The sequence below is a fragment of the Stenotrophomonas sp. Ste86 genome (genome assembly GCF_024519465.1).
Taxonomy (GTDB): Bacteria; Pseudomonadota; Gammaproteobacteria; order Xanthomonadales; family Xanthomonadaceae; genus Stenotrophomonas.
In genome coordinates this window covers 66,114-82,693 of record NZ_JALJRW010000003.1, presented here as the reverse complement: position 1 = coordinate 82,693, position 16,580 = coordinate 66,114, and the positions used below count along the sequence as shown (strand labels likewise).

The following is a 16,580-nucleotide window of genomic DNA, read 5'->3' as shown; positions in this document are numbered from 1 at the left end:
TATGGCATTCACGAAAGAGCAGGTGGCAACCCTGGAGGCGGCGATCGCATCCGGTGTGCTGACTGTGCGATACGCCGACCGCACGGTCACCTACCAGAGCCTCGATGCCATGAGGCGCGTGCTCCGGCAGATGCGTGGCGAGGTGTCGGCCGTCACCGGAGCAAAGCCCCGTCGACGCACCATCCGTCTCTTCCAATCGGGGACCGGCAATGTCTGACGCTGCCGAGGGAACTTACCGTGCAGCCGGCAACGGCCGTCGCCTGCGCATGTTCCGCCCCATGTCCTTGGGCCCGAATGCGGCGCTTCTCGGCCTCCCAACCCTGCTGGCGCGTGCACGGCACCTGGCCCGCAACGACCCATGGATGGTCAGTGCCCTCAACAAGAGCGTGTCCAACGGCATTGCCACGGGAATTCAGGCAAAGGCGATCTGGGGCACTCCGGAATTCAAGGCACGAGCGGCGAGCCTGTGGAAGCGCTGGAGCAAGTACAGCGATGCCGACGGCGTGCTGGACTGGGGCGGTTTGCAGGCGTTGGCCTGGAGGGAATGGAAGGAGGCGGGCGAGGTCTTCGCACGCATCCGCTACCGTCGGGCAGAGGATGGCCTGCCCGTTCCCATGCAGGTCCAGTTGATCGAGTCGGAACAATGCCCGCAGTACTTCAACAGCGTGGCGAGCAACGGCAACGCCATCCGCCACGGAATCGAGTTTGACCGCATCGGTCGCCGAGTTGCCTACTGGATGTTCCGAGAACACCCGGGTGATGCACAGGTAGCGGTGGATGGAAACGAACTTGTCCGCGTGCCAGCCGAGCAGGTGATTCACCTCTACCGGCCAAGCCGCGCCGGCGCCATGCGAGGCGTGCCCAGTTCGGCCGCCACCCTGCTACGGATGTTCAACCTGGACAGGTTGGACGATGCGGTACTCGAGCGGCAGGCCATCGCCAACCTGTTCGCCGGCTTCTACACGGTCCCCGAGTCCCCCGACGGGGACGGTGACACGCATATGGTCGGCGACCTGCAGAGCGGCGAGGATGCCGACGGCACGCCGTTGGGCGGCCTGGAACCGGCGACCATGCAGGAATTGCCGCCAGGCTACGACGTGAAGTTCGCCGAGCCGCCGAGCGCTGGGGCGGACTACGCAGAATTCCTGCGCGGCCACCTGATGGCGATCGCGGCTGGTCAGGACGTGCCGTATGAGGTGCTGACCGGGGACCTGAGAGGGGTCTCCGACCGCGCGCTGCGCCTGATCCTCAACGAGTTCCGGCGGGTCATCGAGCAGGACCAGTGGTTGTTCATGATCCCGATGTTCTGCCAGCGCATTCGCGATGCCTGGTTTGATCAGGCAGTGCTGGTGGGCGCGCTGAACGTACCCGGCTACGCCGAGCTGCGTGATGACGTCACCGAGACCCTGTGGGTGCCCGAGGGCTGGCCCTGGAGCCACCCCGTGCAGGACGTCGGCGCCGAATCCAAGGCCGTTCGTGCCGGCTTCAAGTCCCGTACGAAGGTGGTCCTGGGCGCTGGCGAAGACCCCGAGCAAGTTGATGCTGAGATCGCTGCCGACAACGATCGTGCCGACAGCTTGGGCCTGACGTTCGACAGCGATCCACGGCGCACCAACTCCAGCGGTACTGGCCAGTCCAGCAACAAGTCTCCCGGCGCCCGAAACGACGCCACCGATGAAGGAAATGATGATGACCAATAAGCCTGGGCTGTTGAGTCGGCTGTTCGGCCGCAGCAAGCACCCCGTCGTGGCCTCGCTCGCCACCGCCGCGCTCAACCAGCCCCTGCTGGTACATCCGGCGATGGGTGAGGCGTTGATTGGCGCCTACCTGGAAGGGGCCGTGACCAGCGCAGACACCGAGCTGCGCACCGACGTGATCGCCGCTGAGAACATCGCAGTGCTGAACATCACGGGTGGCCTGGTCAACCGGCCGATGCCCGGTCCCAGTGGTGGTGGTCCGGTGAGCTACGCAGCGGTGCGCGAGAAGCTGGACGAGCTGCTCGAGGACGACAGTGTCGGCGCCATCGTGCTGCGCATCGAGTCGCCGGGCGGCATGGCGTCTGGCTGCTTTGACCTGGTGGATCGCATCTACCAGGCACGTGGCCGCAAACCCCTGCATGCGCTCATCGACGATTACGCGTACTCGGCGGCATATGCCATCGCCAGCGCCTGCGATGTGATCTGGGTGAGCCGTACCGGCGGCGCCGGGTCCGTCGGCGTGGTCGCGTACCACCACGATTGGAGCAAGGGGAACGAGCAAATCGGGGTCAAGGTCACCCCCATCTACGCGGGTGCCAGGAAGGTCGACTTCAACCCGAATTTTGCGCTGACGGATGAAGCGAAGGCGGAGGCCCAGGCAGACGTGGAGCTGCTCCACGACCTGTTTGTCAAGACGGTAGCGCGCAACCTCGGCCTGGGCGAAGAAGCTGTGCGAGCGACCGAAGCCGCCACCTACCGCGGGCAGTTGGCGGTCGATGCAGGCTTTGCAAGCCGCCTCGGCACCTGGGACGAGCTGGTGGCCGAGCTTGGCCATCGCGATGTGCCGGCGCCCGTAGAGCACGCCAAAGCAGCCGACGATGCTGCAGCAGAGCCGGAAGCCACGGCCCAGGTCATGGTGACCGCCGACGGGTTCAAGGTGGTCGCCGGCAATGGGCAGACCCTTCTGGAGCAGCTCGCGCATGAGCCGTCGCCGACGCCGGATGCTTCCCACGCGGATGCCCCGCCGGCGGCGACCGCCGAAACGCTAGCAACTGCTGTTGCCGCCAGCGCGCTGCCTGCGGGGATCGGCCTGGCACTGATCCAGCGCGGCCCGCAGCAAGGTGAGGACGTGGCTGCGGCCTTGGAATATGCCACTGCGGTGCGCGACGCATGCGCCGCGGCGATGACCGGCGGCGAAAGCCTGGCGGGCAACTACATCAAATCGAACACCGATCTGGCTGCGGTGCGTGCCCAGCTGATAGCCCTGAAAGCGGAAGAAGGGCGCACCACGCAGATCGTGACCACTCTCCCGGCGCCGGACGCCGAGAAACGCGCCGCCGCTGTGAAGGCGTCGCTCAATCCCACCACCATCTACAAAATGCGAGGCAACTGATGGAAATCAACCGCGATGGCGTCCGCAACGCCCAATTCCTGCTTTCCGAGGCTGCCGGCGAACGCAGCCGGGAGCTGATCCACATTCCCGCCGGCCAGGGCATTCTCGCCGCGGGCACCCTGCTGAAAGCCGACAACACGAAGGCTGGTAGCGGCGCTGATGCCGTCAAGGTGCTGTATGGCCAGGTCGACACCGGGAGCGATCCGGACAGGCTGGCCGTCAAGGGCGCGGCGGTCGCTCGCGACGCCGAGGTGCACGGCGAGCTGCTGGGTTGGGCCCCGGGCACCGGCAGTGATCAGCGCCTGCTGGCTGCTGCCAGCCTGGCCGAGTCGGGCATCATTGTGCGCTGGACCTCGCGTCCGATCAGCTCGAACAGCGCCCACCACCTGGTGTTCGTCGATGTGCCGCTGAATGCCGCGGCAGGTGAGCCCGCCGGTGAAGTTGTTGCCCACATCACCGATGTCTTCGGTGCATTGGTGACCGGCAGCTCGGCAAGCGTGAGCCTGGCCAAGGCGACGGGCGCAGGCGCCCTGAGCGGCGGCGGCGCCAAGGCCGCAGTCAACGGCGTGGTCACCTGGGATGCCGTCGAGTTCATCGCGGCCGGAACGTACACCCTGACCGCTACTTCCGCCGGCCTGGTCGCCGCGACCAGCGGCGAGATCGTCATCACCGCCTGACCGCCTGACCGCCTAACCGCCTCCGGCCTTCGTTACACCTCCAGCCCCGCCAAGTGCGGGGCTTTCTATTTCCGCATGAGGAAGACACACATGGATCTGCAGACCCTTCTGGCCCTGGGCGTGCTGAGCTTCGATTCGCTCAACGCCCACATCAACAACCTGCCGCGCGTTCCGACCCGTATCGCCGAACTCGGCCTGTTCAAGGAACAGGGCCTGGTCGGTACCGATATCGTCAAGATCGGCATCAACGGCACCAAACTGGTTCTGGTGCCCAACGTGCCGCGGGGCGCGCCGGCTCAGCCCAAGTCGCTGGAGCGCGGCAAGGTCAAGCTCTTCCAGACCGCCCACCTCCCCCAGCGCTCGACCATCATGGCCGACACCCTGCTCAACGTGTTCTCTCCGGAAACGGACCCGGAAGGGCAGAACGTGGCCAGCGTGATCAACGCGCACCAGCTCACCCACCGCCGTGACCTGGATTACACCATCGAGTATCACCGCATGGGCGCGCTCAGCGGCAAGGTCCTGGACGCCGATGGCTCGGTCATGTGGGACCTGTACAAGGAGTTCAACGTTCAGCAGATCGTGCTGGGTATGTCCCTGACCACGGCGAGCACCAAGGTCCGCGGCAAGGTTCTGACCATCAAGCGGGCGATCGAGAAGGAACTCGGCCAGGTGCCCCACAACGGCATCCACGTCTTCTGCAGCCCCGAGTTCTTCGAGGCGCTGATCGACCACGACAACGTGGTCGCCGCCTACGCACGTTGGCAGGATGGCGAAGCGCTGCGCGACGACCCCCGCCGTGGCTTCACCTTCGGTGGCGTCACCTTCGAAGAGGTGGTCGGCGGCCAGGTGGCCACCGAGGAAGAAGACCGTCCCTTCATCCCGGCTGGTGAGGCACTGGCCTTCCCGCTGGACGTGCCGGACATGTTCATCACCCGCTTTGCGCCGGCGGATTACATGGAGACGGTGAAGGGTGTCGGCCTGCCGTACTACAGCAAGACCGAGCCGCTGCGGATGAACAAGGGCCTCGACCTGGAAAGCCAGTCCAACCCGCTGAACATCAACACGCGACCGCGCGCCGTCATCCGGCTGAAGGCCACCGGCGGCGGCAACGCCGGCGGGTGATTAACCGGCCCGGTCTGCATCTGCAGGCCGGGCTCCCGGGGAAGCCATGAGCCAGCTCAAGATCGAGGTCGACGCCGACAAGGCGCTCGACCGCCAGTTGACGGACCTCGAGAAAAGCCAGCTGCCCTACGCGGCGATGCAGGCCGCCAACGCTGTGGCGTTCGAGGTCCGGGAGCGGTGGAAACGCACCGCGCCCAAGGTATTCGACCGGCCGGCGCCGCTGACGGTGAACGCGGCGATGTACCGCAAGGCGACCAAGAAGGACCCCTTTGCGGAGGTCTACATCCGCGACGAGGCCTTCAAGGGCACGCCGCCGGCGAAGTACCTGCTGCCTGAAGTCGAAGGTGGCCAGCGCCGCAAAAAGGGTTTCGAGCGGCTGTTGCAGTCGCGAGGCCTGATATCGGCGAAGCAATATGCAGTCATGGGGAGAGGGGCGACGCCAGACGTCTACGGGAACGTGCCCGCCGGCCAGGTCAACCGCATCCTGTCCCAGCTGGGGGCCCAGCGGGACCACTACCAGAATCAATCCGAAGCCAGCACCAAGCGCCGACGCTCCAAGAAGCGCCGCGGTGGCGAGTATTTCGTCATCACCAAGCGCCGCGGAAAGCTGCGCCCGGGCATCTACGAGCGACTGAACACGGGCTTCGGCTCCGGTGTCCGGTCGATCTTCATTTTCACCGATGCGCCCCAGTACAAGCCGCGCTACGACATCTTCGGTATGGCCAGCGACACCTGGCAGAAGCTGATGCCGTTCTTCCTGCAGCGCGAGCTGGAAAAGGCCATGCAAACGGCCAGACCCCTGCCATGAGCCAGAAGTCGACACTGCAAAACATGGACGCGCTGATGTTCGCCGCGTTCGCCGGCGCCGGCATTGCCGACGCCGCCACCTACCAAAACCCGGCGGGCCAGCCGGTGCCTTGCACCGCGCTGCTCGATGAGGGCGTGCAGGACTACGGCGACGACGATGCTCCGGTGTCGGCCCCCTATGATCGCGTGACGCTGCAGCTGCGCGAGGTAGAGCCCCGTATCGGCGGCATCGTGCGCATCACCGGCACCGGCGCGCGCCTGAAGCTGGAGAAGCGGCTGCGCGGCGACGCGTCGTCACAACAGTGGGTGGTGCTGCATGTCTAGCCCGCGCGCGAGGCTCCTGGCTGCCTTTGGCGATTGCTTGGGCCGCATCAGCACGACCAACGGATATCTCACTGACGCCGGCACCAGCTGGACCACCGAGCCGCAGCAGGTCGACGCAGCTGCCACGGCAGTGCTGACGGCAGTGATCGACAAGCAGCAGCGCGCCACCGACGCGGCGCTGGTGCGCACCCACCGGCTGACGACCGTTGCGGTGATCGGCAAGGTGCCGGCGAGCCTGGAGAACTACCAACAGCGGCTCGACGATCTGGTCACCGACATCGAAGCGGCGATGGACGAGCAGCAGCAGACCTTTCCGAGTGGCCTCCAGTACCCCGTGTACGTCGCCATGGAACCGCTGAGCCCTGACCCGGGCGCCGGCTGGATGGGCGTTGCGGTCACCTACCAGTCCCACATCCCGAAAAAGTAATCCCGCCGCCCACGCGGCATCACCGACGAGGAACGCCAACATGGCAGAAGATTTCAGCTACTTGGGCAGCGGCATCATCCTGATCCGCGAATGGAACACCGGCGCGCCGTTCGACGAGGTCGGCAACTGCTCCGCATTCAGCGTGTCGCCCAAGACCAACACGATCGAACTGGCCGACAACCAGAATCCGGGCGGCGGTATCGCCAACCGCGTGGACCGGGTGACCGGCTACGACGTTGCCTACACCTTCCACGACTTCAACAAAGACAACTTCGCCCGCACCACGCGCGGCGTGGCGACGACGGTAGCCGCCGGCGCTGTGCCTGACGAGGCGGTCCGCACCAGTAAGGGGCGTTTCGTTCCGTTGAAGTTCCCGGCCACCGAAATCACCAGCGTGAAGCTGGCGTCCGCCCCCGCCACTACCTATGAAAAGGACAAGGACTACGTGTTGCGTCGGGGCATGCTGTTCATCCCGGCTGATTCCACGATCGCCGATCCGGGCAACGGCTCTGCCGCCCCCAACGTCGTCGTCGCGTACAAGCACGGTGAGCTGGGTCAGGTTGAAGCCGGCGTCCGCCCGCAACGCTTCTATGAAATGCAGTTCATCGGGACCAACGAAGCGCGCGGTGGCAAGCAAGTGCGCCTGGTCGCCCACAAGGTCAGCGGCGGCATGATCGAGCAGTTGGGGCTGCTGGGCGACCAGTTCGGCGCGGGCTCTGTCACCGGTGCGCTGGTGAAGGACGCCGACAAGGCCACCACCGACGACAAGTCGGCCTACTTCTTCTGGCAGCAGGAGAACTGACCGTCATGGATGAACTGCAGACGATCGCTCCCCCGCGGCGCAGCGTCCCGTTCCGCGGCGAGGTGCTCGTGGTGGGGCCGTTGCGCCTGGAGCAGCTCGCGCCCTTCATCACCGCCTCTCGCCCGATCATCGGGCGGGTGGTGCTCGCCTCCGGCCTGATGGGCCAGGCAGCGCCGGTCGAGGTGGGCGCGATGATCCTTGACCTGTTCGAGCAGGACGCCTTGGCGTTCGCGCAGGCCCTGGCAGTGGTCACCGGCAAAGAGCCGGACTGGCTGGCCGCCGGCGAACTGGACGAGGTGGCCACGCTGGTTGAGGCCGTGGTGGCGCTGAACAAGGATTTTTTCGTCCGCCGCCTGCCCGCGCTGCTGGCGGCGGCCAGGCCGGCGACCGCGGCACCCACGTCGCCGCCGGAAGCCGAAGCGCAACAGCAGGATGGGACGACCTCGTCCAGTACCTCGTCGCCCGAGGCCACAGCCGACGCGACGTCCTGACGTACACGCTGGCCCAGCTCCGGGCCTACACCGCCGCCGCTGCTCGGGATGACCGGCAGCGGCAGGTGGACCTGGCAATCGCCGTACGGATGGCAATGGGCGCCGATGCTGGCGCCTGGGCCACCTTCCTGAAACAGGAACCTGCCTGATGGCCGAACCAACTGCCAATCTGCGCGTCCGAATTGGCGCCGACTTCAACGACATCAAGCAGAGCTTGGTGCTGCTGCGCAGAGACCTCAACGAGGTCCGCAACACCGCCGGCCGGCCGCTGCCGACCAACAACGCGATCAACCAGCTGGGCGTGTCGGCGGGCCAGACCGCGCAGGCCATGCGGCAGCTGCCGGCGCAGTTCACCGACGTATTCACCAGCCTGCAGGGCGGCATGCCCTGGTTCACGGTGCTGGTCCAGCAGGGGGGCCAGATCAAGGACAGCTTCGGTGGCGTTGGTCCGGCGCTGCGCGGTGTGGGTCAGGGGATCGCGGGGCTGATGACGCCCACCGCGGCGTACGCAGCCATCGTCGGTGTGCTGGCCTACGCCTGGTACGACGCCGCGCGCAGCTCGGAGGCATATGCCCGTTCCCTGGTGCTCTCTCGGAACGAAGCGGCCGCGACCAGCGCCGTGCTGGCTGACCTCTCGGCACGGACGTCCAGCTCGCAGGATGTGAGCGTAGGCAAAGCCCAGGCGGCCGCAGTGGCCATCGGGCAAAGCGGACAGGTCGCCCGCGAGAACTTCGAAGCTGTGGCGCGGGCCGCTGTAGCTATGGAGGAAATCAACGGCGCTGCCATCGACGACACAGTTGCAGCGTTCGCCAAGCTGGCGGGCGACCCTGTGAAGTACTCGCAGGAGCTGAACAAGCAGGTCAACTTCCTGACGGTCGAAATTTATGACCAAATCCGCGCGCTGCAGGAGCAGGGCCGCAACCAGGAGGCAGCGACGGTAGCTACGCGGGCCGCGGCGGATGCGACCACCGAGGCGCTGGAAAAGGTTCGCGGGAGCCAGAACTGGGTCGGGCGTGGGTGGGATGAGCTGTGGGTTAAGGCAAGCAGGGCCTGGGGCGCATTCCAAGGTGCGATTGGCCTGGGCTCGACTGCCCAGGAGATGCAGAAGCTGCTGCAGGACAACCAGCGCGACGTTGCCATTATGAACAAGGGCGTAGCCGATGGCATGAGCTACGCCTGGGTGTACCAGTTCGAGAGCGCCATCAAGTCGCGGTCGGCCCGAATCAAGGAAATCGCCGCCCAGCAGCAGAAGGAAGCGAAAGACGCCCAGCTCACCGCGGCGCAGTCCACGTCGCAGGAAGTTGCGCAGGAGCTGGACGCCATCATCGACGCCCAGGCGTCCAAGGAAGAGAAGAAGCGCCGCGAGGTCGCCCGGGTGCAGGTGGCCGCGCAAGAGGCCATCGAGAAGGCGAAGGCCGCTGGCCTGACCGACGTGGTCACTGAGCTGGAAGAGCGGCGGCAGAAGGCCATCGCCGCGATTCAGGAAAAGTACGCCAAGAAGAATACGGGCGGGACTGGATCGGCGACGCGAGGGGCCGGCCTGCAGGCGTTCAAGGATGACCTGGTGGAAGAGCAGGCCGAGATTGCCGCCAGCACCCAGACCCTGCGCGCGCAGTACGCGGCCCGCGAAATCACCGCCGACCAGTACTACGGGAAGATGCGGGAGCTGCTCACCCGCGGTGCTACCACGGAGGCTGCGGCGCTGCAGAGCCAGATCGACTATCTCCAGAAGCAGACCGTAGCAGGCAAGGATGCGATTGGGGTCGGGCGCCAGATCGGCGAGCTGGAGGCGCGCCTGGCCAAGGTCCGAACCGAAGGCGCAGCGAAGCTTGAAGTCCTGGCTAGCGAGGAACGCGGCGCCGCCGCGGCGCGGGCGAACGCCATCGCTTCCTACGCCAACGCCTTGGACGCCAGCAACAATGCGCTGGAGCGCCAGATGCGCGCGATGGTCGCCAAGGTGGGCATGGGCGACCGCGAGTACGAAGTCCAGCAGCGCATCAACGACGCGTACGCCGACCAGGCCGACAAGCTGCGCGAGCTGCAGCTGCAGCTCAACGCCAAGCAGATCGACCAGGGCATGTTCGACTCCGAGAAGGCGGTGCTGCTGGAGAAAACGGGCGACCGCATCGAGGCTATCCGGGCCGGCTACGCCGACCTGGCCACTGCCGAAGGCAACTGGCTGTCTGGTGCCACCTCTGCATGGTCGAACTACGCGCAGCAGGCCGGGGACGTCGCCGGCCAGATGCGGGATGTTGTCGGCAACGTCTTCTCTGGCTGGGAGGACAAGTTCGTCCAGTTCTCAACCAGCAGCAAGGTGAGCTTCAGCGACTTGGCTGATTCGATCATCAAGGACCTGGCCCGCATCGCCGCAAAGCAAACAGTGACGGGCTTGGCAAACGTTGTCGCGGGTGCCTTCGGCTCGTACTTCGGTGGCGTGAACACCGCCGGCAATGCAGCCGTCACCAACGGTACCCAGGGCATCAACCAGGACCTGTTCAACAAGCTGATGGCCGGCGGGAAGTCCGAAGGTGGCTACACGGGCCCGGGCGGGAAGTATGAGCCCAAGGGCATTGTGCACGCCGGTGAAGTGGTGTGGTCCCAGGCGGACGTGGCGCGCGCTGGTGGTGTGGGCATTGTAGAAGCCATGCGGCAGGGGTTCCGCGGCTACGCCGACGGCGGTGTCGTCGGTGGCCTTTCCGCTCCGGCACCCGCTGGCGGCGGGGTCAACATCACCGTGCGCAACGCTCCCGCCGGAACCACCGCGAGCGCTTCGAAGAACGACAAGGGCGGCGTCGACATCGATGTGCTGCTGGGACAGGTCGACAGCTACATCGGCGGCCAGGTCGCCAGTGGTCAGGGTTCCACGTACGCAGCAATGGGCAGCCGTTTTGGCTTAAAGGAATCTGTGTGATGGCAGCACTACCCTCTGTGGCACGTGTCATGTTCGACGGGCAGAAGCGGACCTTCGACCCCTCGGTTGTGAGAACCGAGATGGAACGAGGCGTACCCAAGCAGCGCCTGGAGAACAGCCAAGTGCTGATCAAGCAGGCGATGACACTCTATTTCGCGAACATCGCGGACGTGCGGACGTTCGACGACTGGTACTTCAGTGGGATCAAGCGAATTGGATGGTTCACCCTTGTGCATCCCTTTACCGGGGAGACGGTCACTGCTCGCTTCGAGAACGGCGCCTTGGGTGACCTGGTGCCCGAGGAAAAGCTACCCGAGGACTACAGGATGGATGTGGTCATGGAGTACTTGCGATGAGCAGTTTTACCGAGCGAAAGCAACGCGTGACAGATACAAGCGGCACGCTGATGTTCCTGTCCATCACTTCGCCATCGCTCCCAGCGCCGCTGCGTATCGTCAACGACACCCAGGACTGGGTGAGTCAGGGCATTGCCTACATGGGTGTGCCATTCGCCTTCAAGCTTCCGGATGACACGCGCGGGCAGTCACCACGTGCCCAGCTGGTGCTCGACAACGTTGGGCGGGGAATTTCTGAGGACCTGGAGTCGTTGGGTCCGAACGAGCTGCTGATGGCTCGGTTGATGGTGTCCGATCGGGCGAATCCGAACCAATACGAGCGGGACTACTACCTGCCCATTACCAGCGTTTCCTTGGCTGGTGCCACTGCAACCGCTCAGTGCGGGGTGGACTACCTGATGCGTCAGCAGGCCGTGCGCCTGCGCGCCAATCCTTTCACATTGCCGGGGATTTTTTGATGCGACTGGCCGACGTGGAGGCCTTTGTGGGCGTGCCGTACTGCGAGCACACATGTGATTGCGCCGATTTCGTGGTGCTGGTTCAGCAGCAGCTATTCGGTCGGGATGTGCAACTCCCTAACGGCCGCCCGCGAGGGCTGGTAGGCCAGGCCGCTATTGGAGAGCTGTCGCGGCCGTACGGCGCCGCGGTGTCGGCGCCGGTCGATGGTGACTTGGTGCTGATGGTCGAACACGGACAAAAGCGCGCCGGCCACGCCGGCGTCTTCTTCCACCTGGCTCATGAGGGCTGGGTGCTGCATTCCAACGAAAAAAACGCCTGCAGCGTGCTGCACCGCGTTCGGGACCTGCCGGAGTTCGGCTTGAGGATTGAGGGCTACTACAGATGGGCCTGATGAAAGACACCGCACCGCTGATCATTACCCCGCATCCAGTGACGCTAGAAGGGCAGCGCACGCTGGCCGCGCAGTTGCATGATGGGGAGCGGCTGGGCGGCCTCTTGGCACGCGTGGTGCCTGATTACAACAGCGACCTGTGGGAAGTACGCATCAATGGCGTGGTCGTGCCGCACGAGGTCATGGATCGCGTGCGCCCAAAGGATGGGGCGGTCATCGAGGTTCGCGGCGTGGTCAAGAAGACCGCGCTGATGATCGTAGCGCTGGTCGCTCTGACCGTCTTTACCATGGGCGTGGGCACCGCCATCGTGGCCGCAGGCTACAGCACTGCCGTCGCCGGTTTGGCGCAGGCTGCGATCTACACGGCCGGCTCGCTGCTGATCCAGAAGGTGCTGGGTCCGAAGCGCCCCAAGCCCAGCGCCAGCGACGCCAGCCAGGTTTACACCATCGGCGCTGCGCGGAACCAGCCGCGCCCTTACCAGCCCCTGCCACTTCTGCTTGGCGGGCCGTTGCGCATTGCGCCAGACGTGGCCAGCAACCCGTACTCTTGGTACGAGGCCGACGACCAGTACCTCGCCATGACCCTCACGACGGGTATCAACGTGGGACGCGTGGAGGCGCTGTACAACGGCGATGCGCTGCTGTCGTCCTTCGAGGGGGTAACCGTCTGGCACAACGGCTTCTCCGGGATGCCCAGCGAGGCGATCCCGCTCTACAGCAACGCCGATACGATCAATGGTGGCGCACTGGAGGCAGAAAAGGGCCAGCCCAGTCCGTGGGTGCAGCGCACCAGCAGCCCGAACACGATCCGCCTCAAGGTGGACGTAGACTTCATGCTGTTCGACACAACCAGCAAGGGCAAGCCGAAGGACAACCAGGAAACGATCGAGGTCCAGTACCGCGCCGTTGGTATTGCCAACTGGAGCTTCTTCGGCTCCTACTCGATCATCAGCCGGTCCCAAAAGCAGCAGCGGCGCAGCTATTCCCGGGATGTACCGGAGGCTCAGTACGAAGTGCGGGTGCGCATTGCCGGGCGCAATACCGACGGAAGCGGCGCCACCAGTGACTTCACGTGGTCCACGTTGACCAGCATCCAGAAGGACGCCGCCGATTACGCCGGCTTGTCCCGGATCGGCATCCGGATCAAGGCGACCGGCCAGCTCAACGGCCAGCCCGATGAGGTCCGCTGCGTTGCCTACGCAAACCCGGCGCCGGTCTGGAGTGGAGCAGGGTGGGTGACGCAGGAGACGAACAATCCCGGCGCACTGATTCTGGCCTACGCCCGTGGTTTCAGGGACGAGAACGACAAGCTGATCGCGGGCATCGGCCTGGATGATGTCCAGATCGATATCGAGGCGCTTAAAGCGTTCATGCTGTTCTGCCACGCCAATGGCTACGGCTATTCGAACTACATAAAGGACGTGCGTAACCACGACGACGTGCTCAATACCGTCGCGTTGGCAGGTTTTGGCCAGATCACCTGGGCGGGTGGCCGGCTGTCGGTGGTGTGGGCCGGTTCGGAGCAACCGCTGTCCGGCGTGGTCAACATGGCCACCATCAAGAAGGGGCAGTTCCAAGTTGACTACACCTTGGCCAATGCCGCCGATGGCATCGAGTACAGCTACTTCGACGCGACCGACTGGACGACCAAGACGCTGCGGGTGGCCGCGCCGGGCGTGACCACCATGCTCAACCCGGCCACGGTTGAGGGCGAGGGCATCACCAATGAGGCGCACGCAGCGCGGATGGCGCGCTACCACTTGGCGCAGTCCCTCTACCAGTACAAGGACATCACCTACAGCACCGACATCGAGCACCTGAGCTATCGCCGTCTGTCCTTGCTGGCCCTCCAGCACGACCTCACGCAGTGGGGCGCCGGCGGTCGAATCGTATCGGCGACCGCGGCAAATGGCATTGTCACGCTGCTGCTGGACGAACCAGTCCAGGCACCGATCAATGGCAATGCTTGGATCGGCCTGCGCATCCCTGGCGAGCGGATATACCGAGTGTTCGGCGTGCAGGCGTTCACAGGAACCAGCGACATCATACGCTTGACTGGTCCTTGGCCCGGCGATGCGCCTCTGCCGGGCGACACGCCGGAAAATCCCGCTCACGACACCATCTGGATCTACGACTTCAAACAGACGCCGGGCTACAGGGTGCGTGTGGTTGGCATCGAGCCCGAGAGCGACCTGAAGGGCGCCAAGGTGTCAGTGGTTCCCGAGCCGCCGGAGTTCTGGAACTACGTGCTCACGGGTCAGTACGTGCCGCCGGTCAATACCAATCCGATCACCAGCCGCCCGATTGCCAGCGGCCTGGCAATTACTGAGCAGCAGGTGGTGCAGGGCGACACGCTGTTCACCGAGCTGACCGTCACGTTCGAGATCAGCGGCTCGGTCGGCAACATCGTGGTGCTTGCCGCCGGCAGCGACGGTGTGCTGTCCGAGGTGGCCCAGACCACCACCCGGACCGCCACATGGCGGATCAGCCATGCGGACCAGTACACCGTAGTGGTCCGCCCGTTTAGCCCTGACGGCCGGGCCGGCGTCGCGGCGTCGGTGACGTACATCACCGCGGGTGCGGATGTACCGCCGCGCCTGGTGGACTTCTTCGACGTGGACGAGCTGTCCGGCGGCGTTCGCATGTACACCTGGGGCTTTCTCGCCAACAGCATTCAGTCCCCGGACTTTGCCGGCGTGGAGATTCGCTACACGCAGGGTGCGGTGCTGCGGCCGGAATGGGAGCAGATGACCCCCATCGGGGGCAGCGGCTACCACGCAGTGCCCTTCGAAGCCGTAGTGCCGGAGTCGGGCGAATGGACCTTTGCATGCCGCAGCGTGAACACGTCTGGTGAGCTCTCCACCGAAGCCCATGTCCTCACGAAGAAGCTTGGCGCCAACCTGGGGCAGGTGATCGACAAGACGATTCAGGAGCTGATCGAAGCGCAGCGGCGCATCGATCAGGAGAAGGTCGATAGGTTCAAAGAGGACGCGCGCGTCTCGAGCGAAGCGGCGGCCGATGCCACGAATAAGGCCAAGGAGGCCATGGAAGCCGCCATTGCACACGCCGATGCAATTGGGGCGATCGTTTCTGATCTGATCGAGGCCGATGAATGGGAGGCCGGGAAGACGTACCCGGTGGGCGACTTCGTCCGGCGCGACGGAAAGCTGTACCGAGCGCTGCAGGAGAACACCGATGCGGAGCCCGGTGTCACCCCCGAGGACTGGCAACTGGTGGGCAATTTCTCTGGCGTGGGTGAGGCCCTGGCAGCGTCGATCGACATGGCCTACCAGAACGCGTCGGACCTGGCCGCCGAGGCTGGCCGCATCAACGCCATCGTCGCGCGTATGCCAGCTGGCGACGGCAAGGTGGCGTCGGTCGAGGCCTTGGACAGCGTGACGGCCAAGGTCGAACAGACCGAGCAGGGGCTGGTCTCCATGGGCGAGCGGGTGACATCGTTGAATGCCCAGTTCGACGGCGAGCATGCCGGCGACGACGATTGGAACGCCGGTGAGAGCGATTGGAGCGCGGGCACCGTAACCATCTACACGGTCATCGCTGATGGCGACCATACCCAAGCCAAGAAGACAGACGCGGTTACGGTCGAATTTGGCGAGTTCAAGTCGGGGGTGACTGATCAGATCGACGCGATCGCGGACGATGTATCGGCTCAAGCGCAGCAGCTTGTAGGCGTACACGCGGAACTCGAGGGAAAGGCATCCACGGACGCAGTCAACCAGCTCCGGTCGAGGGTGGACCAAAACGCCGACGGCATTACCGCGGTGTCCGAGCAGCTGGGGTCGGTCAAAGCAGAGGTTGCGGACAAGGCGAGCGCGCAGGTGGTACAGGGTATGCAGGCGCAGGTCCAGCAGACCGCCGACGGCCTTACACGGGTCTTGGCCAAGGCCTTCCTGCACCTGATCGCTGACGGCGGCAATGGACCCGTTGTCGGCGGCATGGAGATCGATAACAACGGGCGTGTGGTGAACACGCGGTTCCTGAGCGACACGTTCGAGATCATCGCTCCCGGCGCCGATCGCGGCATGGAATGGCGTGACGGTTACCTACGCGTCTGGAACGGTTCCGCGCAGCGAATCATTGGCACCGACTTCGGCAATGGAAGCGAGGGGCTGATGGACTACTTCGGCCCCAATGTCGGCGCCCGCGCGGCGACGAAGGCGAATGCCGTGATGTGGATGGACAACGGTGGCAATGCCTACTGGGGTGGCGCCCTGGCAGCTGGCGTCCTGCGTAACGCGGTGCAGACCACCACCACGGTCATGGCGGGAACGCAGTTGGTCTGCGGCCCGTTCTCCAGCAACGGGCGCAACAAGAGCGTGGTCGTCAGCTTCAGCCGTACGGTACGTCGCACCAAATCGGCGTATGGGTCGCAGGGATTCGTGGCCGGCGCGGGTGAAAACACCTGCACGATCAACATCTATCGAAAGGTGGAAGACGATCCGGAGACGTTCTGGACGCAGCTGGTAGCCCGAGGCGGGGTGAGCATCAACAACGAGGTCGACGGACCCGATGTCGCCATATCGGGGTGGGGCGGTGCGGTGACCCTCAACGATGGCGCCGACGGCAGCCGCCAGCGGCAGTACCGCGCAGAGATCGTCGGTGCCAGCGAACAGCAAGTGACGCACCAATCAGGCAGCTTCAATGCGCAGGCCATTGAACAAAGCATGTCGATTGTGTCCGTAGAAACCTAAGCCGGAGA

15 protein-coding genes are annotated in these 16,580 nt (G+C 64.9%); all 15 read left to right on the top strand.

Annotation, left to right across the window (positions count from 1 at the left end; genetic code table 11):
* The first annotated feature begins 1 nt into the window (after position 1).
* The 15 genes from NR101_RS04175 (at position 2) to NR101_RS04105 (ending at position 16,572) form a co-directional block, all read left to right on the top strand.
* Positions 2-217, top strand: coding sequence for a hypothetical protein (locus tag NR101_RS04175; RefSeq protein WP_256775428.1), 216 nt, complete (start codon positions 2-4; stop codon positions 215-217).
* Positions 210-1,700 (top strand): phage portal protein, encoded by a 1,491-nt coding sequence (locus NR101_RS04170; protein ID WP_256775427.1) that lies wholly within the window; start codon positions 210-212, stop codon positions 1,698-1,700. Before NR101_RS04175 ends, NR101_RS04170 begins: the two co-directional genes overlap by 8 nt.
* The gene (locus tag NR101_RS04165; protein ID WP_256775426.1) at positions 1,675-3,090 is read left to right on the top strand and encodes a S49 family peptidase; all 1,416 of its coding nucleotides are present in this window, start codon (positions 1,675-1,677) and stop codon (positions 3,088-3,090) included. Before NR101_RS04170 ends, NR101_RS04165 begins: the two co-directional genes overlap by 26 nt.
* Positions 3,090-3,767, top strand: coding sequence for a head decoration protein (locus NR101_RS04160; RefSeq protein WP_256775425.1), 678 nt, complete (start codon positions 3,090-3,092; stop codon positions 3,765-3,767). Before NR101_RS04165 ends, NR101_RS04160 begins: the two co-directional genes overlap by 1 nt.
* 90 nt (positions 3,768-3,857) lie before the next feature.
* Complete coding sequence (locus NR101_RS04155) at positions 3,858-4,892, top strand: major capsid protein (protein WP_256775424.1); 1,035 nt, start codon at positions 3,858-3,860, stop codon at positions 4,890-4,892.
* A 46-nt stretch (positions 4,893-4,938) separates the two neighbouring features.
* Complete coding sequence (locus NR101_RS04150) at positions 4,939-5,700, top strand: hypothetical protein (RefSeq protein WP_256775423.1); 762 nt, start codon at positions 4,939-4,941, stop codon at positions 5,698-5,700.
* The gene (locus NR101_RS04145) at positions 5,697-6,023 is read left to right on the top strand and encodes a hypothetical protein (RefSeq protein WP_256775422.1); all 327 of its coding nucleotides are present in this window, start codon (positions 5,697-5,699) and stop codon (positions 6,021-6,023) included. The genes NR101_RS04150 and NR101_RS04145 overlap by 4 nt, the downstream gene beginning before the upstream one ends.
* On the top strand, positions 6,016-6,450 hold the full coding sequence (locus NR101_RS04140; RefSeq protein ID WP_256775421.1) for a hypothetical protein: 435 nt from the start codon (positions 6,016-6,018) through the stop codon (positions 6,448-6,450). Before NR101_RS04145 ends, NR101_RS04140 begins: the two co-directional genes overlap by 8 nt.
* 40 nt (positions 6,451-6,490) lie before the next feature.
* On the top strand, positions 6,491-7,252 hold the full coding sequence (locus NR101_RS04135) for a hypothetical protein (protein WP_256775420.1): 762 nt from the start codon (positions 6,491-6,493) through the stop codon (positions 7,250-7,252).
* Positions 7,253-7,257: 5 nt separating this feature from the next.
* A complete protein-coding gene (locus NR101_RS04130; RefSeq protein ID WP_256775419.1) occupies positions 7,258-7,743 on the top strand; it encodes a hypothetical protein in 486 nt (161 codons plus the stop codon).
* Between the two features lie 148 nt (positions 7,744-7,891).
* Positions 7,892-10,654: a phage tail tape measure protein gene (locus tag NR101_RS04125; RefSeq protein ID WP_256775418.1), complete on the top strand. Its 2,763-nt coding sequence runs from the start codon at positions 7,892-7,894 to the stop codon at positions 10,652-10,654.
* A complete protein-coding gene (locus NR101_RS04120; protein WP_256775417.1) occupies positions 10,654-11,010 on the top strand; it encodes a hypothetical protein in 357 nt (118 codons plus the stop codon). Before NR101_RS04125 ends, NR101_RS04120 begins: the two co-directional genes overlap by 1 nt.
* Positions 11,007-11,468: a DUF1833 family protein gene (locus NR101_RS04115; protein WP_256775416.1), complete on the top strand. Its 462-nt coding sequence runs from the start codon at positions 11,007-11,009 to the stop codon at positions 11,466-11,468. The genes NR101_RS04120 and NR101_RS04115 overlap by 4 nt, the downstream gene beginning before the upstream one ends.
* Positions 11,468-11,860, top strand: coding sequence for a peptidoglycan endopeptidase (locus NR101_RS04110; RefSeq protein ID WP_256775415.1), 393 nt, complete (start codon positions 11,468-11,470; stop codon positions 11,858-11,860). The genes NR101_RS04115 and NR101_RS04110 overlap by 1 nt, the downstream gene beginning before the upstream one ends.
* The gene (locus NR101_RS04105; RefSeq protein WP_256775414.1) at positions 11,860-16,572 is read left to right on the top strand and encodes a host specificity factor TipJ family phage tail protein; all 4,713 of its coding nucleotides are present in this window, start codon (positions 11,860-11,862) and stop codon (positions 16,570-16,572) included. Before NR101_RS04110 ends, NR101_RS04105 begins: the two co-directional genes overlap by 1 nt.
* Positions 16,573-16,580 lie beyond the last annotated feature (8 nt).